This window comes from Mycolicibacter virginiensis (genome assembly GCF_022374935.2).
Classification (GTDB): Bacteria; Actinomycetota; Actinomycetes; order Mycobacteriales; family Mycobacteriaceae; genus Mycobacterium; species Mycobacterium virginiense.
In genome coordinates, this window is the sequence record NZ_CP092430.2 from 4,915,787 (window position 1) to 4,942,541 (window position 26,755).

Here is a 26,755-nt window from a genome sequence, read left to right on the forward strand (position 1 = left end):
TCAGGCGTCGGCCACCGTCTCGACCACTTCGCCTTTGGCGGTGCCCCGTTTCGGGTCATCGGGCCGGGGCTGTAGCCACGGACGCGCGGGCCACCAATTGGCCCGTCCCAGCAGCGCCGCCGCGGCGGGCACGGTGATACTGCGCACCACGAACGTGTCGACAAGGATGCCGGCGCCGATCACAAAGCCGCCCTGCACGACGGCACCCACACTGGCGAACAACAGTCCGAACATGGCCGAGGCGAAAATAAGGCCCGCAGCGGTGATCACCGCGCCGGTAGACCCAACGGTGCGGATAACGCTGGTGCGCACGCCCAGCGGTGACTCGTCGCGCAATCGGGACGCAAGCAGCATGTTGTAGTCGGCTCCCACGGCCACCAGCACCACAAACGCCAAACCTGGCACGCTCCAATGCAGTTGCTGCCCCAATATGACCTGGAAGACCAGGGCACCGAGCCCGATCGCCGACAGGTACGAGATGATCACCGAGCCCACCAGGTAGATCGGGGCGATGACCGAGCGCAGCAGGGCGGTCAAAATCAGCAGCACCACCAGCGTCGTCAGGACGACGATCAGCCGGATGTCCCGGTCGTAGTAATCGCGAATATCGCGCAGAGTGACCGGGTAGCCGGAGATCGAGATCGAGGCGTCCGCCAGCACGGTATTGGGTTGCGCCGCTTGGGCGGTCGCGAGGATCGTGTTGACCTGGTCCATGGCTTTGGTGCTGAACGGATCTTCATCGGTTTGGATGAAATACCGCACCGAATGCCCGTCGGCCGAAACGAAGGTGTGGGCCAGTTCCTTGAATTCCTCCGTGGCCAGCACCTGTCGGGGCACATTGAATCCCGCCATCGACGGTTCGGAAGCGTCGTGGCCCATCGTCATGAGAAACGCCGACGCGGTGTCGAGGCCCAATCCCAACTCCTTGGTCTGGTCGACCAGGAGTTGCACCCCGTCGGCCACCTGACGGCTGGCGCTGGCGAGCTCGTTGGTGCCGTTCTGCATCTCAATGATCTTCCGCTGCACCCGACGAGGACTGTCGAATCCCAGCGCATGCAGAGACTGCGATGCTGACTGTAAAGAGCGGCTGAGCCCGTTGACCGCCGACGACAGCGTCTGCGAGGGCTGCGCCGACTGCAGCTGACGAAACAGACTGGAGATTTCATCGAGAGTGCCTGCGGCACGGGCGTTTTGTAGCTTGTGGAACTCGGCTCGCGCCGTCCCGCAAATCGGATTGGCGTCGCATGTCGGGCTGGCATCGAGGGACTCGGTGACGGGATCGACCCAGTCGAAGCTGGATGCGAGTCCGGCGAAGGTCACCTGGAGGGCATCGCCGAGCGCCCGGATACTGTTGACCAGCTTGGTGGCCTGGTCGATTTCACCGAACGTCTTGGTGCCCCCGAACTGCGTCTGCAGATACGCCAACGCGTCGACCAGGCTGCGCACGCTGCCGAGCGACTGGCTGACCTGGGCGTTCAGATCTCCGAGGCCGTTTGCCAACTTCCTGGAGCCCGTGGTCAGCCGGTTGAGGTCGCTATCGCGCTCAGCGATCAAGCCCGCGGCCTCACCCAGCTGGCCCCCGACCTCACCGGCTTGATAAGTGGCCCTGGCCTCTTCGAGGGACTGACCACCCGGCCGAGTAACACCGCGGACAGCGGCCACACCCGGGATCTGGCTGATCCGTTGCGCCATCTGCTCCATGTCGGCAAGAGCCCGCGGCGTGCGCAGATCGTTGGGAGATTGGACCAGCAGGTACTCGGGGATCGTCTGGTTCACCGGGAAGTGCCGGTCCAGCGCCGCATATCCCACTGAGCTGTCAACGGAATCCGGTAGTTGTTTGCGGTCGTCGTAGTTGAACCGGATCAGCCCGGCGGCACTGCCTAACGCCAGCAACAACGCCAGGCTGCCGACCAGATACGTCCTGGGGCGCCGAACGATTCGCACACCGGTACGGCGCCAGAACCGCGCAGCGCGTTCGGGGCGTGGTGCCACCCATCCGCGCGGCCCGGCCAGCGCCAGGATGGCCGGAAGCAACGTGACCGCCGCCAAGAACGCCACCGCGATCCCGATCGCCAGCACCGGGCCCACCGTGGCGAACACCCCCAGCTTGGCAAAGCCCATCCCCAGCAGGGTGATGGCAACGGTGGCCGCAGATGCGGCAATCACCTTGCCGATCGATGCCAGGGCCCGCTGCACAGCGCGCTGGCAGTCCTCGGCAGTACCGGATCCCATCCGGATGTAGTCGTGGTAGCGGCTGACCAGGAAGACGACGTAATCGGTTCCCACGCCGGCGATCAAGGCGCTGAGCATCACGATGGCCTGGTTGGAAACGGCCATTCCAGTCACCAGTGACGCGGTCGCGACTGCCGCCTGCGCGGCCACCATCGATACGCCGATGGTGATCAGGGGCAGCAACATGGTCAGCGGATTGCGGTAGATGACGCCCAGAATGAACAGCAGCAGGACACCGATCGCGAGCTCGATCGCGAACCGGTCGCGCGCTCCGGCATCGGTCAGGTCGGCGACCGTGGCCGCTGGGCCGGTGACGTCGGCGGTCAGCGTCGACCCGGCAACGGTCTCCTTGACGATCTCGGCGACTCGGACGTAGGCCGCGTAGGCCTCCGGCGTGCCCAAGTCCCCCGCCAGCCCGACCGGCAGGATCCAGGCTTTGCCGTCACCGCTGACGAGCACCTCCCGCAGCGCCGGGGTGGTGTGAAAGTCCTGCAGCATCACCACGTCTTCGGTATCGAGACGCAGCCGGTCCACCAACGCGCGGTAGACCTTCTCATCGGCTCGATCCAAGCCCGCCTCATCGGTGAGCAGAACGGTCAGCACGTTCTCCGAGCCGTCCTCGTCAAAGGCGGCGGACACCTTGGCGGCGGCCTCGACCGACGGGGCATCGGCGGGCAGCACCGCGACGGGATGTCGCTGCGCCATATCGGTGAGCGACGGCGCGAACAGCGGCAGCAGCACGACCAGCAGCGCCCAGAAGCCGATCACCGGCCACGGGCGCCGCACGACGAAGTCGCCTAGCCGGCTGAAGATGGGTTCACCTCCGGCGGCAGCTACTGGGCGTGCGTGTCGCAGCGAATGGAGTTGGGCTCATGCGACCTTTTCCCCGCGGCCCTGCTCGGCAATTCGCTCAAACACGGACTTCAACAACGTCAGGTAGCGCGCCACCGATTCGTGGGCCTCCGGGTTGTCCGGGAACACCGCGGTGACCGCGGTCTCCTCTTGCACCCGAATCACGTAGAGCGACATCTGATACGAGTAGCGGCCGTCGCTGAACACGCCGATGTTCAGGTCGTCCAGGCCCGCGGCGATCAACGCCGACAACGGCGCGGCCCCGGCGTCCATGAAATTGACGACGGGAAAATTCGGCGGCGGTTTGCCCAAGCTGGGGACCAACTCCCGCACCCGCTGGTAGGGCACGTCCGCCAGGCTTCTGCCGGAATCGAAGGAAACCTGCGCGGCCTTGGCGGCGTCCGCAAACGAAGACTCACCGATGGGAACGGTGATCGGAATCAGACCGGTGAACCAGCCCAGGGTGAGGTCATCGTCCGGGGATCTGCGGGTGTCCCGCGGGGTGAGTCCGTAATAGGTCGCATCGCCGGTCAACTCCTGCTGCGCCAAGCCGCAGCACGCCAACACGCCACCGATGAAACGGGCGCTCGCGTCGGTGCAGGCCGACTCGAAATCGACGGTCTGCCTTTCATCCAGCATGGTGGCGGTGACCATGGCCGCCGGGCACGGCTGCGTCGGGTCGCCGAGCGGCAGCGGGAAACCCGGCAGGCTGTCGTGGTTGCTTTCGGCGAAGCTTCGCCATGCCTGAATCTCGGGCGACTCTTGGGTGAGCGCAGAGGTGAACTCGTGCTGACGGACGCAGAACTCGCTGTAGTTTCCCGCCGGGGGCAACTCCAGCGGCGCCCCGCCGGCCACCAGCGCGTTGTACATGAAATAGAGCTCCATCAACGTCACCCCGGCGACCGCCGCGTCCACATGCACATGGTCGATGCTGGCGAAGAACGTGAAGTGGCTCTTGCCCTGAATGATCCCGAACCGGAAGCAGTCCCACTGCAACGGATCGGGCGTCTCAGTCAGCAGCTCACGTACCTGCGGCAGCGTCAGTTCGCCGTGATCGACCGGGACGAACGCGATATCGGCCGCGTCATCAATGACGTGGCGAATGAGGCTTCCGTCGTCGGCGTGCTCGAACCAGCTGCGGTAGGTCTCGTGCCGGCGTACATGCGCATTGATGATGTAGTCGATGGCACGCCGATCGCAGCGGCCCGCCATGTCGCAACTGAGCACCATCAGGCGCGAGTAGTCCAGTCCGACGGCGGTCTGGTCGATGTAGCCACGAATGTGTTGTTCCTGCATGTAGCTGGCCGGCACGGCGTTGACCGGCGCCCGTCGCGCCGCGGCCAGCGCAGCATCCGACGGCTGCCACACCACAGTGGGACCGGCCTCGGGCTCCCAGTCCGCCAACGTCCCCAACGCCAATGGCCCTACACGCACCGTCTGCTCCTCTGCTCGGGCGAAAAACACTTCAGCTGGCGGCTCGGGACAGCGGCCGGCCGACTCAAACTACCTACCACCGGGAGAGTCCGCATTTTCTACACGGGCGGCCAACTGGTCGCACACGTGCTGGGACAGTCCGCGCACCGTGGTGAGCTGGGCAGGGCCGACCCGGACCCCGGTCTCCGTTTCGATCCGGGTACGAAACTCCAAGCTAGCCAACGAATCCAGGCCGTATTCGGGGAGCGGCCGGTCCGGGTCAACGGTACGTCGCAACAGCAGGCTGATCTGGTCGGAGACCAGGCGCAGTATCGAGCCCAACCACTCGTCGCGCGGGAGTTCCTTCAGCTCAGCAAGGAACCTCTGCGCGTCGGGACTGCTTTGGCGTACCGGCCGGAACGCTTCGGCAAACGGGCTGCGGTGTGCCAACGCCGTCAACCACGGTGCACGGGTGATCGGCGCGTATCCGGCCCAGGCGCGTCCGTAGCTCAACATCGCGCGGAAGGCGCGGGCGGCTTCGGCGGATGTGATGGCAGCGTGCGCTCCGTCGGCGGAGACAGCGGAGCTGCCGGTGTCGGCCCACGGCCCCCAACCGATCACGGTGGCCGGCAAGCCCTGGGCCTGGCGCCAGCGCCCGAACGCGTCCAACCAACTGTCAGCTGCCGCGGCGGCGCCCTGGCCCGGCGACCCGATCAGCGCCGCCGTCGAGGAGAACGCGCAGAACCAGTCCAACGATTGTGCGGCGGCCTCTTCTTGCAACGACTGGTGCAGGTTCCACGCGCCGTAGACCTTCGGCGCCCAGCAACGGTCGACGAGGTGTCCGGTGATCTCGGTCAACGGTGCTTCGCCTGCCGCGGCAACCGCATGCAGCACACCGCGCACCGGCAGCCCGGACGCCGTCGCCGCTGCCACCAGCCGACCGGCCGTCTCCGGCTCCGCGATATCGCCGCATTCCACCTGAATATCGGTGCCCAGTGCACGCAACCGCTCGATAGTCCGTTGCGCTTGGCTGTCCGGTGCCGAATCGCCGCTCAGCACGATGCGGCCACAACCCGCTGCGGCCATCTCAGCAGCCAGGTAAAACCCGGCTCCACCGGTGCCACCGGTGACGATGTAGGCGCCATCGTCCCGGAACAGCTGGGCCTGGGCCGGTGGCACCACCGCGACCGTGCTGCCGGTCTGCGGCAGGTCCAGCAAAACCGTTGCCGCGCAGTCATCGCCGTCAGCCAGGCCCAGCGCGATGGAAGCGTCCAGCAAGGGGTAATGCGTGGTCGGCGGTTGCGGAAGTCTGCCGTCAGCTGCGTTTCGGTAAACGGTGCACAGCAGTCGCTGGACCGTTTCTGGATGGCTGTGCGCCAGCAACGCCAAGTCGACGACGTGCAGCGACAGATTGCGACGGAAGGGGAAAAGCCCAAGCCGGCTGTCACCGTAGACGTCCTGCTTGCCCAGCTCGATGAACCGGCCGCCGAAGCTCAACAGTTCGATTCCGACGCGTTGCGCCACCCCGGACAGCGAGTTGAGCACTACGTCGACACCGTAGCCGTCCGTGTCGTGGCGGATCCGATCGGCGAACTCAAGGTTGCTGGAATCGTAGACGTGCTCAATACCCAGGTCGTGCAACAGTTGTCGCTGCCGCGGACTGTCTGCCGTGGCGAAGATCTGACATCCGGCCGCCCGTGCGATCGCGATCGCGGCCTGACCGACGCCGCCGGTTGCGCAATGGATCAGCACCTTGTCGTCTGAGGTGACGTGCGCAAGGTCATGCAGCCCATACCAGGCGGTGACGTATGCGGTCGGCCACGCGGCGGCTTCGGTCAAAGGCAGTTCCGCCGGCAGGGTGGCCACCAGCCGGGCATCGCAGGTGATGAACGTGCTCCAACAGCCGTCGGGCGAGATCCCGCCGACCCGGTCGCCCACCCGGTGGCCGGTGACATCCGGGCCCACAGCAGTCACCACGCCCGCGAAATCGACGCCCAGCTGCTGCAGATGTGGCTCAACGGCGGAGTACTCGACGGGAGTCGCCGCGGCCCAATTGACTCCGGCGACCGTCACCGCAACTTCGATCTGACCGCTGCCGGGCGCAATCCGGGGGTGGGCGACTGCTTCCCATGATTCGGGCTCAGTCGGGTCATTGCGCTGCAGGCGCAGGCAGTCTTGGCCGTGCTCAACTACGGTGGTCCGCCGATCGGCTGGGCCGAGCGGGCCGGGGCGCAGCCGCGCGGTGTACCAATCACCGTCACGCCAAGCGGTCTCGTCCTCGTCAGACCCGCCCTGGAGTTGCGCCGCAAGGTGGGCGACCAAGGCCTCGTCGTGTTCGGCGGCGTCGCCATCGACATCAATCTGGGTGACCTTCAAGTGCGGATACTCCGAGTCGATGACCCGTATCAGTCCACGCAGGCCGGCCTGTTCCAGGTTGGGCCGGTCCCCCGCTCGCACAGTGGCGGCGTCCCTGGTCACCACATACAACCGCGGTGACTCCCCGGGTAGCGCCACCATCTGCCTCACGACGTCCAACAGATAGGCCACGAAGTCGCGGCCACGCTGAGCGGGGTTGGCAGCCTCGAGCGCCGGCGGGGTGACCACAACAATCCCGGCGCGGCCATCGAGCGCTCCGTTCAGGCCCGCGGCCACATCGCCGCGCCTCATCGGCACCGAAACCGTGTCGGATTGTGTCCCTTCACCATTGAGCGCCCCACCGAGGCGGCCGGTCAGGGTGTCTGTGGCGTCGGCCATGCTCAACAACAGCCAGCTTCCGGCATCGGTCGACGCCGCCGCCGGTTGATCGCGCCGCTCCCACTCGATGGTCAGCAGGCGCTCATCAAGAGTGCGCACATCGGACTCGATCTCCGACCGGCCGGCCGCGAAGTGCAGACCTTCGACGGTGAGCAACACATTGCCCGATTCGTCCATCAATTCCAGATCGGCCTCGCAGGCGTCGGCTCGCGCCGCTGTCACTGTGCTCAGGCAGTACCGCACTTCTCGGATCAGATGATGGCGGCGCAGGCTGCGCACGCCAACCGGCCGCAGCAGTCCGCCGTCGCCGGCGCGCGGAACGTCGGGCCGCATGACAGCAGACATGATGCACGCTTCGAGGAGGGCCGGATGGATTTCATAGAGCCCCTGCTCAGGGCGGACCCGCCCTGGCAGCGCGACTTCGGCCAATGCCGTGGCACCGATGGTGTGCCGGCCGTCGCCGACACGAACCGCTACCAAACCCGCGAAGGCCGGTCCGTATTGAATTCCGTTACGTTCGGCCGTTTTTCGCAGTTCGGCCCCGTCCACGCGGTCCTGGTGAGCCGCGAGCAACGCGGCGATGTCGCGGACCGCCGGTTGGCGTACATCCGACCGAGCCTGCAACACCGCGGTTGCGCAATCAACGCGGTCGCGGCCCTGATGGGTGTGCACCGAGAAGTCCAGGACACCGGGTGCCACCACGGCGGCCCCTGAGGACACCGACGTCCAGTCGTCGAGGGGCAGCATCTGTTCGAATCGGACGTCACGAATCTCGCTGGATCCGCCCAGGCTGGCACGAGCGGCGGCTAAAGCCATCTCGCAGTAGGCGGCCCCGGGCAGGATGGCCATGTTGTGGACCCGGTGATCGTCGAGCCACGGGTGCGACATAATTCCGACTTCGCCTTGCCAGACGTGACGTTCGGGCTCCTCCAGTAGGTGGACGTGCGCTCCCAACAACGGGTGCACGGCCCGGACCGCCGCCCCGCGCGGAGTGGCGTCCATGTCCTCCCTGCTGAATATCAGCTCGCGGTGGTTCCAGCTCGGCAGCGGCGCCTCTACCAGATTCCCGGACGGGTATTGCGCAGCGAAGTCCACCGCCGTTCCTGCGCTGTGCAGGTCGGCGACGAATCCGCGCAATCCGTTCCGGGACTGGCGCTCTCGGGAGATGGCCGCCAGTGCAGCAATCCCGATATCGAGACTGCTGGCATTCTGCTGTAGAACCGCAGCCAACCGCGAGTCCGACGCCAGGTCGCCGAACACCCGGTAGCCGTCCTTGATCGCCGCCTGCACAGCCGCTGCGAACCGCGCCATGTAACGCAGGTTGTCCGCCCAGTACTGGCCGTCGAATGCCGGCCGGTCACGTGGCGACCACAATGTTGCGGAGTAGTACTGGATCTCGAGCTCAGTCGGCTTCAGGTCGGCGAGGACTTGAGCCAGTTCATTGACGACCGGTTCGACTTGTGGCGAGTGCGCGGCAACCGCGACCGCCACCTCGCGGGCGGGCACTCCCTGTTGCTGCCAGTTGGCCACCAGGTCGCGAACGGCCTCTTGGTCGCCGGCAATGGTTGTCGACATCGGCGACTCAACCACGGCGAGCACCGCGTCGGATACGTCACGAATGGAGAGCTCCGACAGTACTTGCTGTGCAGGCAGTTCCACGGTGGCCATGGCACCGCTGCCGGCGATTCGCGATATCAACCGTGACCGGCGACAGGCGACGCGGACCCCGTCCTCCAGGGTCAGCCCGCCGGCTACGACGGCCGCCGCCGCCTCCCCGAGCGAATGCCCGATGACGGCGCCCGGCCGAACCCCATGGGCCTTCATCGCTTCGGCCAGTGCGACCTGGATGGCGAAGTTCGTCGGCTGCGCTCGTTCGACGTCGGTCGGCGGCAGCTCGGCAGCGATGGTTTCGGCGAGTGAAAAGCCGGACTCTTCGGCGACGACCGGTTCCATCTGCGCGATCGCGGCCGCGAACGCCGGTTCTTCGGCGAGCAATGCCGCCATCTTGGTCCACTCGGGAGTCTGTTCGGAGAACACCCACACCGGCCCGCGGCCGTCGGATTCGATGGCCGGCTGATAGGCCAGGTCATTGCCGGCGATTTCGCGCAGCGCCTCTCCGAGTTCACCGAAGTTGCTCGCCACCACGGCCGTTCGTATCGGCCGATGTGACCGACGCCGCGCCAGGGTGTAGCCGAGATCGGCGAGACCGGTGTCAGTCATCGCGGGGCCGCGTTCGTCGACCCAGTCCGCCAACCGGGCCGACGTCACCCGCAGCTGGTCGGCGGAGGTGGCCGATATCGGGAAAAGCCGGCCGCCTTCTGTCGCCGATTCGGTGGCCGCGTCCGGTACCTCCGACACGGGTGGTTGCTCGACGATGATGTGCACGTTGGTGCCAGACAGACCATGCGACGAGACCGCGGCCCGACGCGGATGGCCCGCCCTGGCCGGCCAGGTCGTGTTATCCAGCGGCACAACCAGATTGGTCTCGATCCCGGCCAGCTGGTCCGGCAGCCGGGTGAAATTCAAATGCTGTGGCACCGTGCCGTCCTGCAGTGCCAGGATCGCCTTCATCAGGCCCAGCGGTCCGGATGCCGACTGGCAGTGCCCGAAGTTGGTCTTGACCGACCCCAGGAAGCAGCGGTCGTCGGTGCCGTAGACCGCGGCCAGTCCGGCATACTCCGACAGATCCGCGGCCGGGGCACCCAGACCGTGTGCTTCAACCAACTCCACCGTCGCGGCCTCGACGCCGGCAGCGGCCAAGGCGGCCTGATACAGCGCGACCTGCGCCGGCGTCGACGGCGCCTCGGCCGTTCCGGTGCCGCCGGCCTGATTGGCGGCACTGCCGCGCAGCACCGCCAGGATGCGGTCGTGATCGCGTACGGCCTCGGGCAATCGCTTGAGAAGCAACACCACGCAGCCTTCACCCGCGACGAATCCGTCGGCGTCGGCATCGAACGCCCGGCATCGGCCGGTCGGGGACAACATGCCCTGCTGCGAGTCGGCAACCGACCTGCGGGGTTCGAGCATCACCGACACACCGCCCGCCAGGGCCAGCTCGCTTTCGCCGACCTGCAGGCTGCGGCAGGCCTGGTGGATCGCCATCAGTCCCGAGGAACACGCCGTGTCCACCGTGACTGCCGGCCCGTGAAGTCCCAGGGCCTGCGACACGCGGGCCGAAGCGAAGCTGGTGTTAGTGGCGGTGAATCCGTAGGGTCCCTCAGCGGCGCCGTGCTCTGCGGACAGCAATTCGTAGTCGCTGTGCGTCAGGCCGACGAAGACACCGGTCTGCGATCGAGCCAAGGCCGCCGGGTCGATTCCGGCGTGCTCAACGGCCTCCCACGCGGTCTCCAGCAAGAGGCGGTGTTGCGGATCGACCGCGATGGCCTCCGGCTCGGTCATGCCGAAGAAGTCGGCATCAAACGCGCCGATGGTGTCCAGGAAGCCGCCCCAGCGGGAGACCGAACGTCCCGGCGTGCCCGGTTCGGAGCCGTAGTAGCTGTCGACGTCCCACCGTTCGGCGGGGACTTCGTCGATGAAATCCGCGCCGCGCAGCAATGCATCCCAGAACCGTTGCGGCGAATCGATGCCGCCGGGAAGTCGGCAAGCCATCCCAATAACGGCGACCGGTGAAGCGGATGGGCTGGAGGGGGGTGTGGGAGCGGTACTCATCGCGCTGGCGAGGTTACAGCAAGGTCACGACTGATTTGCGGCTGAGTAAACCACGGTTCTGATAACAGGCCACTAAACCACTATTTGAGTCCTCAACGACGGTCCAGTAGTTCACTTTGCCGCGACGGTGCCCGAATGGGCAGCATCGCCATCAATCCGGCGGCCAACACTACCAACAGGCCTCCGAGGCCGGCCCGGTCGGCGCCGAACATATCTACGAAGGTGAAGAACAGCGTCGGCGCCAGGAACGTCGCCGCCCGCCCGGTGGTGGTGTAGAGGCCGAACGCCAGGCCTTCCTTTCCGGCGGCACTCAGCCGCAGCAGCAAGGTACGCGCCGACGACTGGGCTGGGCCGATGAACAGGCAGAGCAACAGGCCGCAGACCCAGAACGTCAGGGGTCCCGACAGCGTCAGCAACACCAGCCCGACCACGATCATCGACGCCAACGCACCGAGGATCACGGCCTTGGAACCGATGCGCTCGTCGAGCAGTCCGCCGAGCGCCGCCCCGACCGCCGCCACGGTGCTGGCCGTAACGCCGAACAACAGCACATCGGCCGCGGAGATGCCGTAGACATTGACCCCCAACACCGCCCCGAACGCGACCACCCCGGTAAGCCCGTCCCGGAACACCGCGCTGGCCAACAGGTAATAGACGATGTTGCGGTCGCGGCGCCATTCGGCGACCAGATCGGCCCGCAGCTGGCGGAAGCCCTTCGTGGCGGCGTCCGGCGGGACAGTGGCCACGGAGCTTTCGGAGCACGATTTCGGCGCTCTGCCCAACAACGGCAGGGCAAAGACCACAAACCAGGCCGCGGTCAGCAGCATCGCCGCTCGCACGTTCACCCCGTCGGCGGTCGGCAGGTGCAGCAGACCCACGGTGGGTCCTTCCCCGGCGACAAAGCCCACGTAGACCACGAGCAGCAGCGCCACACTGCCGAGGTAACCGGCGGCCAGACCGAAGCCGGAAACCCTGCCGGAATTCTCCGGGGTGGTGACCGACCGCAACATCGCGTTGTAAGGCACGGTCGCCAGATCACTGCAGGCGGCCGTCACCGCCAACAGTGCCAAACCCGGCAATAGGTAGCGCGGGTCATTGCGGATCAGGCTCATCGACGCGGTCAACGCGGCAACCGTGCCGCTCAACACGATCAGCGCCAGGCGCCGCCGCCGTGGATCGGTGATCGAGTTGCCGGTCAGTGGAGCCATGAGGGCCACCACGATCCCGGCAATGGCCATCGCCCGGCCCAGCCAGCTGGCCGGCGACGCGCTGGCGCCCTCGCCGACCGAAGCGGTCAGGTACACCGAGAAGACGAACGTGATGGTGATGGCATTGAGGCCGGTGGCTCCGCAGTCCCAGAGCGCCCACGCCAACCACGGGGGTTTCCGCACGGGCACAAACCCTATAGCTGTTGTGCACCCACCTGCGCCCCGGTTCCCGTTAAGCCCAGGTCCGCCGGATCTGTACGGCCTGGGGCGCAACCGGGATTCATGCGGCGGTCCCAGCTTCGCCTCTCCTCCGTCGAGCCTCGCTGAACCGCCGGGCCGGCAGCCAGGCCGGAGGGGCGTCGGGTGCGTAGTCGAACACCCCGCCGGCCGGGTCGTCGGCCCATCCGTGGGCACGCACAAGGTCCGATTCCGGGCGGTAGATCTGCCGAATCACCAATGCGCACAGCACCATTACCGCCAGGTCGCGCAACAAGACCGTGGTGGTGAACCACTGCTCGGGGAGGCTGCGATCCGCAACGCTGTAGAGGTAGTACATCCGCGGTACCCAGACCAGCGCATCGACGGTCATCCAGACCAGCAGTAGCCGACGGTGCGGCAGGGCCAGCACCGCCAGCGGCACCAGCCACAGCGAGAACTGCGGACTCCAGACTTTGTTGGTCAACAGGAACGCCGCGACCACCAGAAACGCCAACTGCGCCACCCGCGGGCGCCGTGGTGCGGTCAGCGCGATGTAGCCGATTCCGAGGCAGCACAGCGCGAACAGTGCGGCGACGACACCGTTGAGCATCGTCGGGGGCTGCCACATCCCCAGATCGCCGTCGAAGCCCTGCCAGCCGGTCAACGACCTCACCACGTTGTAGAGCGAATCCATGTCGTCGCCGCGGCGGGAGTTGAGCCGGAAGAATTCACTCCAGCCCCGCGGCGCATACAGCAGGACCGGCAGGTTCACCACCAGCCAGCTGACCGCGGTGGCCACCACGGTGCGTTTGACCTCTCGCAGCCGACCGGTACGCAGACCCAGCACGAGCAGCGGGAACAGCAGCAGTACCGGGTACAGCTTGGCGGCAGTGCCCAACCCGAGCAGCACCCCGGCCGCGGTCGGGCGCCGGCGCGCCCAAGCCAACAGACCGGCCCCGGCGAACGCAGTCGCCAACGCGTCGAAATTGGTGAAGATCTGGAAGATGACCAGCGGCGAAGCCGCCACCAACGCGGCGTCCCAGACGCGCCGACCGGCCAGCCCGGCGGTGGACCACACCGTCGCCAGCCAGGCCAGTGCGAGACCCAACGCGACGATGTCGAAGAACACCACCACCTCGGCGACCCCGCTCAACGCCGGGATCTTCAACACCTTGGTGATCGCCGTGTACGTCTTTGCCAGGGCCATCGCCGAGTACTGGTACAGCCCGGTCAGCACCGGATATTCCATGTAGCGGACGGCGGGCAAGCCGTCGTAGCGGGTCTGTTCCTTGCCCGACGAGTCCTTCTCCACCCAGCTGGACTTGTACGGGAACTTGCCCTGATCCAGAAGCTCCGCAGTGTAGAGCGGCACCACGTCGGAGTAACACAGCTGAAAGTAGGCGCGCTCGTTGTCCCAGTTGGCCACCCGCTGGTCGGGGCTGCCGCTGCCGGTGCTCTGCAGACACGCCGACTTGGTGGTCCAGCCCAGAGCCAAGAACAGCACGGCGATCAAAAACATCACCCGCAGCGGCGTCATGAACCTGGTCCGCCCGATCAGCGCATGGCGCCCGACCGGCCCACCGATGGTGTTCGACAGTGCCCGGCCGACGACATCGGTGCGGCTGGGCAGGTCGCGGTCGTCGGCACTGCGCAGGTCCGCCGCCAGCCGGCGCGGTGAGCGCATCGCTCGTTCGGTCGTCTCCTGGCTCACGGGAGAGCCTCCGGCGCCGGGGGCGGCGGTGGCGGCTCCGGCGGCGGGGGTGGTGGAGGCGGCGGCGGGGGTGGTGGCGGCGGGAAGGGCTCCGGCATCGGGAAGCCCGGCGGCGGAGGCGGCGGCTCGTCAAAGTCTTGTGGAGGCGGCGGCGGCGAATACCAGTCGTACTGCACCGGGATGGGCGCGCTGGTCGGTACGCCGGCGGAGCCGCCGATCTCGGTGGGCTTGGGGAACTGCACGATCGGGTCACCCCACAGCGCGCCATCCATGCTGGCTTTCCAGATGTCGGCCGGCAGGCCCGCGCCGTATACCGGCCCGCCCCACTTGTTCGTCAGCGGTTCGTCGCCGCCGGTGGTGCCCACCCAGACCGCGGTCGACAGGGTCGGCGTGTAGCCGACCATCCAGGCGTCCCGGTTAGCCCCGGTGGTGCCGAGCTGGGTGGTGCCGGTCTTGGCCGCGGCCGGGCGCCCACCAGCCAGGTCGTGCCCGCCCGACCAGCTCGGAATCGCCTTCATGGCGTCGGTGACGTTGTCGGCGACCGCTTTGGGGACTCGCTGCTCCCCGGAGTCCTTGGCGGCCGCTACGTCGAAGAGCACCCGGTCGTCGGGGCCCACGACCTTCTGGATGAAGTGCGGGCGGTGGTACATGCCGGAGTCGGCCAGGGTCGCGTACGCCGACGCCATGTCGATCACCCGAGTTTGGTACTGGCCAAGCACGATGCCGTTCTCCGGGGGCCCGCCAAGGCCGTCCTGCGACAGGGTGTGCGCGACACCCGGGAAGCTCTTAGCGACCCCGAGCTGGTGTGCGGCGTCGGCGACGTCCTGCGGTCCGTGCTTGAGCTTGAGCATCAGCCGGTAGTAGGCCGTGTTCAGCGACCGTTTGAGCGCCTCGGCGATGTTGCAGACTCCGCAGCTGGCACCACCCACGTTGCTGATCTTGGTCTTGCCGACCGTCAGTGGACCGCTGTCGATCTGCTCGCCCAGGCCGATGCCCTGTTTCAGCGCCGCCACCAAGGCGAACACCTTGAACGAGGAACCGGTCTGCAAGCCGGCCTGCGCGAAGTCGAAGCCGCCGACCTCGTCGCCGCCGTAGTAGGCCCGCACCGCGCCGTTGCGTGGATCGATGGAGACCACCGCGGTACGCATACTCGGTTTTTGCCCAGCCATGGTCGCTCTGACGGCTTTCTCCACCGCCCGCTGCGCCTTCATGTCGATCGTGGTGGTGATGCGCAGGCCTTCCATGTTCAGGGTCTGCTCGTCGATGTGGAACATGTCGAGCAACTCTTCGGTGACCTGACGCTGAATCAGCCCGGAGGGCCCGGAGGCCTGGTCGGCATTGCGGGCCTGGTCGGGCGGGATCGTCGTCGGGAAGAACTGCTTGGCCCGCTCGCTGAGCGTCAGGGCGCCAGTTTGCACCATGCCGTCGAGTACCCAATTCCACCGGTCGACGGCGCGGTCGCGGTTGATCGCCGGATCCAACGCGGACGGCCGCTGAATCACCGCCGCCAGCAAGGCGCCCTCGGACACGGTGAGGTCCTCGACCTTCTTGTCGAAGTACGCCCGGGCGGCCGCGTTGATCCCGTAGGTGGTGCGGCCGAAGTAGATGATGTTGAGGTAGGCCTCCAACACTTCGTCCTTGGACCACGCCTCGGACATCTTGGTGGCGATGACGAGCTCTTTGCCCTTGCGGACCAGTCCGCCCATTCCGGCCCGCTCCGACCCGACCAGCGCGTTCTTGACGTACTGCTGGGTGATGGTCGAACCGCCCTGGGTGTCTCCGCCGGTCAGGTTGTTCTTGACCGCCCGAAACAGCCCCGAAACCGAGAAACCGGAGTTGGTGTAGAAGTCTCGGTCCTCGGCGGCCAATACCGCGTCACGTACGTGAACCGGTACCCGGTCCAGCTTGATGTCAATCCGATTCCCGTCCGGCGGAACGATTTTCGCCAGCTCGGTGCCATCGGAAGCGAGGATTGTCGACACCTGCGTGGTGTGGATGTCGCCGGGTTCGGGGACCTCCACAGTGCGGTAGGCCATCCCGAAGGTGACGACCGGCACCGCCAGGAGCGCCGCGGCGGCGGCGTACAGGCCGCGTCTGGCCCAAAGCCACTTCCGTCGCCGCGATTCGTGCTGGTCGGGCTCGGCTGCCAGATCTTCCGGGAGAGCTGCCGGCGAATCGGCTGGGACACCGGGCCTTTCGCTGTCCGGGCGCGGACGCTCCATGGCGGCCTTAACCGCTTCGAGGCGCTCGTGGCGGTCCGACTCGTCATCGGTGCAGTCGGCGGACTCGCCTGCGGGGGTATCGGCATCCGTCCCGCCCGCTTCATCGGTGGGCTTGACGTTGGTGGTCGTCAAGAAGTGGTCTTCTTCAGCGCTGTCGGCACCCGGCGCTGTCGGGCCCCGCGTTTTCATGTGCGCCCAGGGCGTCCTTGCAGGTAGGAGTCGGGCTTCCGGCCCTTCGCCATCCCGATTCGGCCGCAACCCTTTTCGACGATCGGCGAAGTGCTCAGCAGCCAGTCGTCCCCCACGCGTCGCTGCAGTCGCATGGTCAACAGATTACTTCCGTGGACTCACCATCGGGTTGAAACGAGGTCACAAACGCACTACGGCGCAGGGGGCAGCGGCTCGGCCGCAGGCGGGCCGCCCGGCTCGGGCGCCTGCTGCACAGGGGGCGCCGGCGGCGCCGGCGGGGCGGCCGTGATCGTGGTGGGCGGACCGATCGGGATGGTGATGCCCGGCGCGATCTCGATCGTCGGCTGGATGACGGTCTCCTCCGGAGGCGCCGGCGGGCCGGCGTCCATCGGCGGAGGCGGTGGCGGCGCGGCCGGGACGCCGGCATAACCGCCGATCTCGGTGGGCGTGGGGAAGGTTTCGTTGGGGGTGCCCTTGAGGGCGCCGTCCATGGTGGCCTTCCAGATGTCGGCTGGGATGCCCGCGCCGTAGACCGGACCACCCCACTGATTCACCAGCGGTTCGTCTCCCCCGGTGGTGCCCACCCAGACCGCGGTCGACAGCGACGGCGTGTAGCCGACCATCCAGCCGTCCCGGTTAGCCCCGGTGTCGCCCAGCTGGGTGGTGCCGGTCTTGGCCGCCGACGCCCGTCCACCGGCCAGGTTGTGCCCGCGCGACCAGCCGGCGATGGGCTGCATGGCGGCGGTGACGTTGTCGGCAACCGCCTTGGGGATGCGCTGCTCGCCAGTGTCCTCGGAGGTCTGGGCATCGAACAGCACGCGGCCGTCGGCGCTGACCACCTTCTCCACGAAGTGCGGCGGGTGGTAGATGCCGGAGTCCGCCAGCGTCGCGTACGCCGAGGCCATGTCGATCACCCGGGTCTGGTACTGGCCCAGCACCACTCCGCCTTCGGGCGGACCGCCGTCCTGCGACAGGGTGTGCGGCACGCCGGGGAAGCTCTTGGCGACCCCTGCCTGATGTGCGGCGTCGGCGACGTCCTGCGCCCCGTTCTTGAGTTTGAGCATCAGCCGGTAGTAAGCGGTGTTCAGCGAACGCTTGAGCGCCTCGGCGATGTTGCAGACACCGCAGCCCTCGCCCTCAGCATTGGTGATCTTGGTCCGGCCGTTGTCGAGGGTCAGCGGTGAACTGTCGATCTGATAGCCCAAGCCGATGCCCTGCTCCAACGCGGCCACCAGGGCGAACACCTTGAACGACGACCCGGTCTGCAGTCCGGCCTGGGCGAAGTCGAAGCCGTTGGCATCCGATCCGCCGTAGTAGGCGCGCACCGCGCCGTTGCGCGGGTCGATGGACACGACCGCGGTTCGCATGTTGGGGATCTGGTCTTTGAGATAGGTGGCCACCGCGTCTTCGGCGGCATCCTGCGCCGCCGGGTCGATGGTGGTGGTGATCTGCAGGCCCTGGGTGTTGAGCGTCTGTTCGTCGATGTTGAACAGCTCGAGCAGCTCACTGGTGACCTGCCGCTGGATCAACCCGTTGGGCCCGGTGGTGATGTTCTGGCTGCGGGCCAGTTCGGGCGACACCGTGGACGGAAACTCTTGGGCGGCGCGCTCACTGGCGGAAAGGGCTCCGGTCTCCACCATGCCGTCGAGCACCCAGCTCCACCGGTCGAGGGCACCCTCTGGATCGACCGCGGGGTCCAACGTGGACGGCCGCTGGATCAGGGCGGCCAGCAGCGCGCCCTCGGCGATGTCGAGCTCCTCGACGGGCTTGTCGAAGTAGGCCCGTGACGCCGCGGCGATCCCATAGGCACCGCGGCCGAAGTAGATGATGTTCAGATAGGCCTGCAGCACATCGTCTTTGCGCCAGGCACTCGACATCTTGGTGGCGATCACCAGCTCTTTGGCCTTGCGGACCAATCCGCCCATGCCCGCCCGCTCGGAACCGACCAGGGCGTTCTTGACGTATTGCTGGGTGATCGTCGAACCGCCCTGGGTGTCCCCACCGAACAGGTTGTTCTTGATCGCACGGGCGAAACCCGACACCGAGAAGCCCGGGTTGGAGTAGAAGTCGCGGTCCTCAGCCGCCAACACCGCGTTGCGCACGTAGACCGGCACCTGGTTGATGTCGATATCGACGCGGTTGCCTTCCGGCGGAATGATTTTGGCCAGCTCGGAGCCGTCGCTGGCCAGGATCGTCGACACCTGGTTGGTTCGGATGTCGCCGGGCGAAGGCACATCGGTGATGGAGTAGGCCATCGCGAAGGTGATGACCGGCAACAGCAGCATCACCACGACGGCGGTGTAGAGCCCGCGCCGGATCCACCGCCAATTCGGTGGATGCGCGCGCAGCCAATCCAGCGGATTCGGCGGGCCCGGTGCGTCGGTGGGAGCGGAGCGCTCCGCCCGCCGCGGCGGTACGGACGGCTGCTCCGGCGGTGGCTCGCGCCGCGGGATCCGGCCACTCAACGTCTGCTCGCGTTGTGGGGGCGTCCCGTCGAGGGCCGCCCGTACCGCATCGATCGGGTCCCGCAGATCGGCAGTCACGGCATCGTCAACTGCCGGAATGATCGTGGTCTGTCGGTCATCGGGCCCCGCCGGTGGGCGGCGTCCGGCAGCGTCGGAGGGCCGGGCCGAGCCAGCGTCGGACCCGTCGTCGTGATGTTTACTCACTGGCGGTACGGGCTCCGCTGCGTGCCGGCCGTCGACCGCGGGATCCCTTGGGCGGGCTCGCGAGGCCCAACACATATGACTTCACCAGGTGATTCCAGCTGCAGGTCCGGCACACCTCGACGACATACACCGAGAATTCCGAGAAGCGGGTGGCCAACAGGACCAGTTCCTCGGCGGAACGCGCCGAGCCCGAGACCGCACCCAGCTGGTCGCCGTATACCCACGACACTAGGGTGAGTGGCTCCTTGCGGCAGATGGGGCAGACCACCGCGCTGGCCTTGCCGTGGAACTTCGCGGCGCGCAGCAGATACGGGTTGGCGTCACACACCTCGGTGACCCCGGTACGCCCGGAGTAGACCTCGGCCAGCAGGGAACGGCGCCGGAGCGCGTAGTCCACTACCTGTCGCTGCAATCGCACGGTGACCAGAGTACGTCGGGTCCTCACCGGCGCTCGCGATCAACGCCCCCAACCGGCGCCAACCGGCGGATTCGCCGTCACCACCGGGCAGCATTCTTTTACGATCGTCGCCGTGGCGACACGGCAGACCGCAGGCACGCGGGCCAAGGACAGCGACCGGGACGACGTCTGCCGGATCCTGGACAGCGCACTGGGCGAGGGGCAGGTGTCCAGCGCGGAGCACCAGGAGCGAATCAGCGCGGCCACCCGAGCCGTGACGCTGGGCGACCTGCATTCCCTGGTCGGCGACCTGCAGACCGAGACCGCGCCGGTCAAGCTGCCGACGTTGGGCAATCCCACGAAATTCGGCGTGCGCAGTGTCGCCCTCAAGGCACTGGGTGCACTGAGCACCGCGTTGGTGGCGGGCATGCTGCTCGGCTGGGCGATGTACGGAAACACCAGCTCCCCGCTGAGTTTCACCTCTGATCCCGGGGCGAAGCCGGACGGCGTCGCGCCGGTGGTGCTCACCCCACCACGACAGCTGCAGTCCCTGGGCGGTCTCACCGGCCTGCTCGAGCAGGCCCGCCAGAAGTTCGGCGACACCATGGGCTACCGGCTGGTGGTCTATCCCGACTACGCATCACTGGATCGGCCCGACCCCGGCGAAGAGCGCCGCAAGCTGGACTACTCCTACCGTGGCGGCTGGGATGACCCGTCCACTTCGTCCAAGAGCAGTGACGATGTGCTGGTCGATCTGGGCGCATTCGACGTGAAGGCTGCGGTCGGGATCCTGCGGGGAGCTCCCGAGACGCTCGGGATCAAACCAGCCGACGTGAAAAGCACCTACCTGATCGTCGATCCGGCGCGGGATCCCACGACGCCGGGGGCTTTATCGCTGTCGGTGTATGTTTCCAGCGACTACGGCAGCGGCTACATCGCCTTCGCGGGCGACGGCACCGTCAAACGCATCAACTACCCGTCCTGAACTGCGGGATTAATGCGGCGGTCCCAGCTTCACCTCTCCTGCGTCGAGCCTCGCTGAACTGCGGGATTAATGCGGCGGTCCCAGCTTCGCCTCGCCTGCGTCGAGCCTCGCTGAACCGCGGGGTTAGTGCGACTGAACACCTGGCGAACAATAGCCACTTGGGCGCAGTTATATCGGCGCGATACTATGGCGCGAACCGTCGACCGGTCGTAGCTACACCATCTTGAGGAGGTGACTGGAGTGCTTGAGCTCGCCATTTTGGGCTTGTTGCTCGAGTCGCCGATGCACGGCTACGAGCTCCGGAAGCGGTTGACCGGTCTGCTGGGTGCGTTCCGGGCGTTCTCCTACGGTTCGCTGTATCCCGCACTGCGGCGCATGCAGCTGGCCGGCGTGATCGCCGAGGACGCCGCGCCGACGGGGACCCCGGTGCGCCGGGCCCGCCGGGTGTACCGGCTGACCGACGCCGGCCGTCAGCGATTCAACGAGCTGGTGTCCGACACCGGCCCGCAGAACTACACCGACGACGGCTTCGGAGTCCACCTGGCGTTCTTCAACCGCACCCCGGCCGAGGCTCGGATGCGGATCCTCGAAGGCCGCCGCCGGCAGGTGGAAGAACGCCGGGAAGGCCTGCGCAACGCGGTGGCACGGGCCAGCAACTCGTTGGACCGCTATACCCGCCAGCTGCACCAGCTCGGACTGGAGTCCAGCGAGCGGGAGGTCAATTGGCTCAACGAGCTGATCGCGGCCGAGCGCGCATCGAACCGGGCCGAACAACCCTGATCCTGCATACGGACGCGGGCATCGGGGAACCACAACACAGCACGTCAGCAGTGAAAGCAGAAAAAGGAGAGCGTCGAAAATGACTGAGCAAACGACGGATGTGCGGGTCGCCATTGTCGGCGTCGGCAACTGCGCGTCCTCGCTGGTCCAAGGCGTCCAGTACTACCAGAACGCCGATGACACCTCCACGGTCCCCGGCCTGATGCACGTGCGCTTCGGCCCGTACCACGTCCGCGACGTCAAGTTCGTCGCCGCGTTCGACGTGGACGCCAAGAAGGTCGGCTTCGACCTGTCCGAGGCCATCTTCGCCTCGGAGAACAACACCATCAAGATCGCTGACGTGCCGCCGACCAACGTCATCGTGCAGCGCGGCCCGACCCTGGACGGCATCGGCAAGTACTACGCCGAGACCATCGAGGTTTCCGACGCCGAGGCCGTGGACGTGGTCGCCGCGCTGCGCGAGGCCAAGGTCGACGTGCTGGTCTCCTACCTGCCGGTGGGTTCGGAAGAGGCCGACAAGTTCTACGCCCAGTGCGCCATCGACGCAGGCGTCGCATTCGTCAACGCGCTGCCGGTGTTCATCGCCTCCGACCCGGTGTGGGCCAAGAAGTTCGCCGACGCCGGCGTGCCGATCGTCGGCGACGACATCAAGAGCCAGGTGGGCGCCACCATCACCCACCGTGTGATGGCCAAGCTGTTCGAGGACCGCGGGGTCACCCTCGACCGCACCTACCAGCTCAACGTCGGCGGCAACATGGACTTCAAGAACATGCTCGAGCGTGAGCGGCTGGAGTCCAAGAAGGTCTCCAAGACCCAGGCCGTCACCTCTAACCTGACCGGCTCGCTGGCCGGCAAGGTCGAGGACAAGAACGTCCACATCGGACCAAGCGACCACGTCGCCTGGCTCGACGACCGCAAGTGGGCCTACGTGCGGCTGGAAGGCCGCGCCTTCGGTGACGCACCGCTGAACCTGGAGTACAAGCTCGAGGTGTGGGACTCGCCGAACTCGGCCGGCATCATCATCGACGCGGTGCGTGCCGCCAAGATCGCCAAGGACCGCGGCATCGGCGGACCGATCCTGCCGGCATCGGCGTACCTGATGAAGAGCCCGCCCAAGCAGCTCGCTGACGACGTCGCGCGCGCCCAGCTCGAGGAATTCATCGTCGGCTAGACGCCGACTCTGCGCCGGAAATGACTGACGACGAGCTGGCCGGCCTCTCGGAGTTCGCCCTCTTGGGGGGCAACGCCGAGCAGGCCGGTCTGGCCGGTCCATTGCCCGATGTGGAGCGGATCGAGACCGGCGAAGTCAGTGCACTGCGCTGGGGTTCGGCACCGCCGCGGGTGGTGTTCCTGCATGGCGGCGCGCAGAACGCTCACACCTGGGACACCGTCATCCTCGGGCTCGGCGAGCCCGCGCTGGCGGTGGACCTGCCCGGCCATGGCCGTTCGGCGTGGCGCGAGGACGGCGACTACTCACCGCAGCGCAATGCCGCCACCCTGGCGCCCGTGCTGCAGGAGCTGGCACCGGATGCCGAGTTGGTAGTCGGCATGTCCCTGGGCGGGCTGACCGCGATCCGCCTGGCGGCCACCGCCGGCGAGCTGGTGCGCCGATTGGCGATTGTGGATGTGACGCCATCGGCGTTGCAGCGCCATGCCGAGATGAGTGCCGCCGACCGCGGGACCGTGTCATTGGCCCAAGGCGACCGGACCTTCCCCGATTTCGAGTCGCTGTTGGCCGTCACCGCCGCCGCCGCACCGCACCGGGATCAGGAGTCGCTGCGACGCGGGCTGCTCCACAACACCCGCCGGTTGCCGGACGGCAGCTGGACCTGGCGCTACGACACCATCCGCTCCGTCGGCGACTTCACCGAACTGTGGACCGATGTCTCGGCGATCACCGCGCCCACCACCTTGATCCGCGGCGGCGATTCGTTCTTCGTGACCGCCGACGACGTCGCCGAGTACACGCAACGCTCGCCGGGGCTGACCACCCACGTGGTGGACGGCGCCGGACACTCCGTGCAAAGTGATCGGCCTCGCGTGCTGGTCGAGCTGCTTCGCATGACCCTCGCCTGAAACCCCATCAACCCGTCGGTCCACTCGCCTGATACCCGGCAATTCCGGGGATAAGGTGGCGAGATGGCCCGGCCCATCCGCATCGCCGTCCAACTGCAGCCCCAACACGCGGCGCACTACGGCGCCATCCGCGACGCGGTCCGGCGTTGCGAAGACACCGGTGTCGACATCGCCTTCAACTGGGACCACTTCTTCCCGCTCTACGGCGACCGCGACGGACCGCACTTCGAATGCTGGACCATGCTGGCCGCCTGGGCCGAGCAGACCTCGCGCATCCAGATCGGCGCGCTGGTGTCGTGTAACTCCTATCGCAACCCGGAGCTGCTCGCCGACATGGCCCGCACCGTCGACCACATTGGCGACGGCCGGCTGATCCTGGGCATCGGTTCGGGCTGGAAGCACCGGGACTACCGAGAATACGGCTACGAGTTCGGGACCGCAGGCAGCCGCCTCGACGACCTGGCCGGCGCACTGCCGCGCATCAAAAGCCGCCTGGCCCAGCTCAATCCGCCACCCACCCGGGCGATGCCGCTGTTGATCGGCGGCGGCGGGGAGCGCAAGACCCTGCGCCTGGTCGCCGAACACGCCGACATGTGGCACAGCTTCGCCGACGCCGACAGCTACCCGCACAAGGCCGCCGTGCTCGCCGAGCACTGCGCCGCCGTCGGGCGAGACCCCGCCACGATCGAACACTCCGCGGCGCTGGGCGGCGACCAGACGCGCGGCAGCGTGGCCGAGTTACTCGCCGAGGCGGATGCGTTGACGCGCCTGGGGGTGAGCCTGCTGACCATCGGCAGCAGCGGACCCGACTACGACCTGTCCGCCGCCGAGGCGCTGTGCCGATGGCGCGACCAGCAATAAGGCTCGCGGCGTTCATCGCCACCTGCCTGATCGTGTGCGGTCTGGCGGCGGTGCCGCCGGCCGGGGCCGCCCCGGACCTGTGCACCCCGCCCGGGGAGCAGGCCGCCGTCGCGCTGCCGGTCAAACTGGCCAACGCCAAGCGGCCACGCGAGGACAAATACACCACGGCCGGCGTCGAACCGCTCAGTTCGATTGATGTGACCAAGCTCGGGCTGGGCACCCCGGGTGTGCTGACGGTCGGCACGCTGACCGAAAGCCCCCCGACGAACTGCATCAACGCCAAAGGCCGCTACAGCGGGTTCGACAATGAACTGCTGCGGGCCATCGCCAAGAAACTGGGCCTACGAGTCCACTTCGTCGGCACCGACTTCTTCGGCCTGCTGGCCCAAGTGGAATCGGGACGTTTCGACGTCGGGTCGGCATCGATCAACGCCACCGACGAGCGGCGCCGCACCGTCGGCTTCACCAACGGCTACGACTTCGGCTACATGGCCCTGGTGGTCCCGGCCGGATCCGGGATCACCGGATACGACTCCCTGACCAGCGGGCAGCGCATCGCGGTGGTCCAGGGCACCGTCGAAGACGCCTACGTCGTCGACACCCTGGAAGTCGAACCGGTGCGGTTCCCCGACTCGATCACGCTGTACGCCAGCCTGAAAAGCCGCCAGGTGGACGCGTGGGTGGCGCCGTCGCTCACCGCACTGAACCTGCTGAAGCCCGGCGATCCGGCGCAGATCGTGAGCTATACCTTCAGCCCGGCCGGCTTCGAGGCCTACGCGGTGGCCAAGGGCAACCAGGCGCTGATCTCGGCGCTGAACTCCGGCCTGGACGCGGTCATCGAAGACGGCACCTGGCCGCAGCTGTTCACCGACTGGGTGCCGCGGCCGTTGCCGCCGGACTGGCAGCCGGGTTCCAAGTCGGCGGCCACCCCGCATCTGCCGGACTTCGCCGCGATCGCGGCGCGGCATCACCGGCTCGAGTCAGAGCCGTACACGCCCAAATCCACGCTGGCGCAGCTCCGCGACTCCTTCTTCGACTGGCACTTGTACCGGCGCGCGCTGCCGGACCTGCTCAAGACCGGTCTGCCCAACACGCTGCTGCTGACGGTGAGCGGTGGCGCCATCGGCTTGGTGGCGGGGCTGGGTCTGGCCGTGGCCGGACTCTCGCGCACCCGATGGCTGCGCTGGCCGGCGCGGATCTACACCGACATCTTCCGGGGACTGCCCGAGGTGCTGATCATCCTGCTGATCGGCCTGGCGGTCGGGCCGCTGGTGGGCGGGCTGACACACAACAACCCGTACCCGTTGGGGATCGCGGCGCTGGGGCTGACCGCGGCGGCCTATATCGGGGAGATCTTGCGCTCGGGCATCCAGAGCGTGGAGTCCGGCCAGCTGGAGGCCTCGCGCGCACTGGGTTTCGGCTACCCGGCGGCGATGCGCCTGGTGGTGATCCCGCAGGGCATCCGGCGAGTACTGCCGGCGCTGGTCAACCAGTTCATCGCTCTGCTGAAGGCATCGGCGCTGCTGTACTTCCTCGGTCTGGTCGCCGGTCAGCGGGAGCTTTTCCAGGTGGGCCGCGACTTCAACGCCCAGACCGGCAGCCTCTCCCCCCTGGTGGCCGCCGGCGTCCTCTATCTGGCCCTGACCATTCCGCTGACACACCTGGTCAACTTCGTCGATCATCGGTTGCGGCGCGGCCGGCCCGCCGAAGCCGACGATTTCGTCGAGCTGAGCCCGGCGATCTCCAGTCAGGAGATGACGTGACAGCGCCGTCGGACCGCGAGCCGGTGTCGTTGGCGGCCAAGGGGATTCAGTTGTCCTTCGGCAAACATCAGGTGCTGCGCGGGGTCGACCTCGACGTGCCGGCGGGCGCCACCGCCGCGGTGATCGGTCCCTCCGGCTCGGGTAAGTCGACGATGCTGCGCACCTTGAACCGGCTCCACGAACCCGACGCAGGCGATGTCCTGCTGGGTGGCCGATCGGTGCTGGCCGACGACCCCGACGAGCTGCGCCAGCGGATCGGGATGGTGTTCCAGCATTTCAATCTGTTCCCGCACCGCAGCGTGCTGGACAACATCACGCTGGCTCCGCGCAAGCTGCGCGGGATGTCCGACGACGCGGCCCGCGAGCTCGCGCTGGGCCTGCTGGACCGCGTCGGGCTGAAGAACAAGGCCGCCTCGCGCCCGTCGGCGCTCTCCGGCGGCCAGCAACAACGGGTGGCGATCGCCCGGGCGCTGGCGATGCAGCCGCAGGTGATGCTTTTCGACGAGGCCACCTCGGCGCTGGACCCGGAGTTGGTCAAGGGGATCCTGGCGTTGATCGCCGAACTCGGCGCCGACGGCATGACGATGGTCGTGGTCACCCATGAGATGGGCTTCGCCCGCTCCGCGTCGGACACGGTGGTCTTCATGGACCGGGGCAGGGTCGTGGAGTCCGGCCCGCCGGATCAGCTGTTCGACAACGCAGCGACGGAGCGGCTGCAGAAGTTCCTGTCCCAAGTGTTGTGACAGCAACCTTCGCAGACCTATCACCCCTCGTGG

At 67.3% G+C, this 26,755-nt stretch carries 15 protein-coding genes; 7 read left to right on the forward strand and 8 right to left on the reverse strand.

From position 1 onward, the window contains the following. The 8 genes from MJO54_RS23305 to MJO54_RS23340 all read right to left on the reverse strand — a co-directional run bounded on the left by MJO54_RS23305 (window position 1) and on the right by MJO54_RS23340 (window position 19,535). A complete protein-coding gene (locus MJO54_RS23305) occupies window positions 1–3,018 on the reverse strand; it encodes an MMPL/RND family transporter (protein WP_259602754.1) in 3,018 nt (1,005 codons plus the stop codon). Between the two features lie 84 nt (window positions 3,019–3,102). Continuing rightward, a complete protein-coding gene (locus MJO54_RS23310; RefSeq protein WP_046285287.1) occupies window positions 3,103–4,518 on the reverse strand; it encodes a condensation domain-containing protein in 1,416 nt (471 codons plus the stop codon). A gap of 69 nt (window positions 4,519–4,587) precedes the next feature. Beyond that, on the reverse strand, window positions 4,588–10,920 hold the full coding sequence (gene pks2 / locus MJO54_RS23315; RefSeq protein ID WP_240175476.1) for a sulfolipid-1 biosynthesis phthioceranic/hydroxyphthioceranic acid synthase: 6,333 nt from the start codon (window positions 10,918–10,920) through the stop codon (window positions 4,588–4,590). A 92-nt stretch (window positions 10,921–11,012) separates the two neighbouring features. After that, a complete protein-coding gene (locus tag MJO54_RS23320) occupies window positions 11,013–12,311 on the reverse strand; it encodes an MFS transporter (protein ID WP_239652165.1) in 1,299 nt (432 codons plus the stop codon). Between the two features lie 97 nt (window positions 12,312–12,408). After that, entirely contained in the window at window positions 12,409–14,010 is a 1,602-nt protein-coding gene (locus tag MJO54_RS23325; protein WP_064888814.1) for a glycosyltransferase family 87 protein, read from the reverse strand. Window positions 14,011–14,033: 23 nt separating this feature from the next. Then, window positions 14,034–16,448 carry a transglycosylase domain-containing protein gene (locus tag MJO54_RS23330; protein WP_105295010.1) on the reverse strand — a complete coding sequence of 805 codons (2,415 nt, stop codon included), beginning with the start codon at window positions 16,446–16,448 and terminating at the stop codon, window positions 14,034–14,036. Between the two features lie 191 nt (window positions 16,449–16,639). After that, entirely contained in the window at window positions 16,640–19,192 is a 2,553-nt protein-coding gene (locus MJO54_RS23335; protein ID WP_434085426.1) for a transglycosylase domain-containing protein, read from the reverse strand. After that, window positions 19,110–19,535 carry a DUF5318 family protein gene (locus tag MJO54_RS23340; protein ID WP_046286212.1) on the reverse strand — a complete coding sequence of 142 codons (426 nt, stop codon included), beginning with the start codon at window positions 19,533–19,535 and terminating at the stop codon, window positions 19,110–19,112. Before MJO54_RS23340 ends, MJO54_RS23335 begins: the two co-directional genes overlap by 83 nt. A gap of 112 nt (window positions 19,536–19,647) precedes the next feature. Between MJO54_RS23340 and MJO54_RS23345 the strand changes: the two genes are divergently transcribed. From MJO54_RS23345 to MJO54_RS23375, 7 genes are all read left to right on the forward strand, one after another. After that, entirely contained in the window at window positions 19,648–20,499 is an 852-nt protein-coding gene (locus tag MJO54_RS23345; RefSeq protein WP_082108404.1) for a DUF1707 SHOCT-like domain-containing protein, read from the forward strand. Window positions 20,500–20,739: 240 nt separating this feature from the next. Then, window positions 20,740–21,279 (forward strand): PadR family transcriptional regulator, encoded by a 540-nt coding sequence (locus MJO54_RS23350; RefSeq protein WP_046286214.1) that lies wholly within the window; start codon window positions 20,740–20,742, stop codon window positions 21,277–21,279. A 79-nt stretch (window positions 21,280–21,358) separates the two neighbouring features. Continuing rightward, window positions 21,359–22,450 carry an inositol-3-phosphate synthase gene (locus tag MJO54_RS23355; RefSeq protein ID WP_064888380.1) on the forward strand — a complete coding sequence of 364 codons (1,092 nt, stop codon included), beginning with the start codon at window positions 21,359–21,361 and terminating at the stop codon, window positions 22,448–22,450. Between the two features lie 20 nt (window positions 22,451–22,470). Beyond that, the gene (locus tag MJO54_RS23360; protein ID WP_046285183.1) at window positions 22,471–23,355 is read left to right on the forward strand and encodes an Rv0045c family esterase; all 885 of its coding nucleotides are present in this window, start codon (window positions 22,471–22,473) and stop codon (window positions 23,353–23,355) included. A gap of 63 nt (window positions 23,356–23,418) precedes the next feature. Further along, window positions 23,419–24,216: an LLM class F420-dependent oxidoreductase gene (locus MJO54_RS23365; protein ID WP_240175477.1), complete on the forward strand. Its 798-nt coding sequence runs from the start codon at window positions 23,419–23,421 to the stop codon at window positions 24,214–24,216. Further along, on the forward strand, window positions 24,198–25,979 hold the full coding sequence (locus tag MJO54_RS23370; protein WP_240175478.1) for an ABC transporter substrate-binding protein/permease: 1,782 nt from the start codon (window positions 24,198–24,200) through the stop codon (window positions 25,977–25,979). Before MJO54_RS23365 ends, MJO54_RS23370 begins: the two co-directional genes overlap by 19 nt. Further along, a complete protein-coding gene (locus tag MJO54_RS23375; RefSeq protein WP_109519698.1) occupies window positions 25,976–26,722 on the forward strand; it encodes an amino acid ABC transporter ATP-binding protein in 747 nt (248 codons plus the stop codon). Before MJO54_RS23370 ends, MJO54_RS23375 begins: the two co-directional genes overlap by 4 nt. The last annotated feature ends 33 nt before the right edge of the window (window positions 26,723–26,755 follow it).

Excerpts from the sequence above, each read along its gene's own strand:
- MJO54_RS23335 (WP_434085426.1), bottom strand. The coding sequence starts at position 19,192 with ATGTGTTGGGCCTCGCGAGCCCGCCCAAGGGATCCCGCGGTCGACGGC.
- MJO54_RS23330 (WP_105295010.1), bottom strand. The coding sequence starts at position 16,448 with ATGAAAACGCGGGGCCCGACAGCGCCGGGTGCCGACAGCGCTGAAGAA.
- MJO54_RS23325 (WP_064888814.1), bottom strand. The coding sequence starts at position 14,010 with ATGCGCTCACCGCGCCGGCTGGCGGCGGACCTGCGCAGTGCCGACGAC.
- MJO54_RS23370 (WP_240175478.1), top strand. The coding sequence starts at position 24,198 with ATGGCGCGACCAGCAATAAGGCTCGCGGCGTTCATCGCCACCTGCCTG.
- pks2 (WP_240175476.1), bottom strand. The coding sequence starts at position 10,920 with ATGAGTACCGCTCCCACACCCCCCTCCAGCCCATCCGCTTCACCGGTC.
- MJO54_RS23360 (WP_046285183.1), top strand. The coding sequence starts at position 22,471 with ATGACTGACGACGAGCTGGCCGGCCTCTCGGAGTTCGCCCTCTTGGGG.
- MJO54_RS23355 (WP_064888380.1), top strand. The coding sequence starts at position 21,359 with ATGACTGAGCAAACGACGGATGTGCGGGTCGCCATTGTCGGCGTCGGC.
- MJO54_RS23365 (WP_240175477.1), top strand. The coding sequence starts at position 23,419 with ATGGCCCGGCCCATCCGCATCGCCGTCCAACTGCAGCCCCAACACGCG.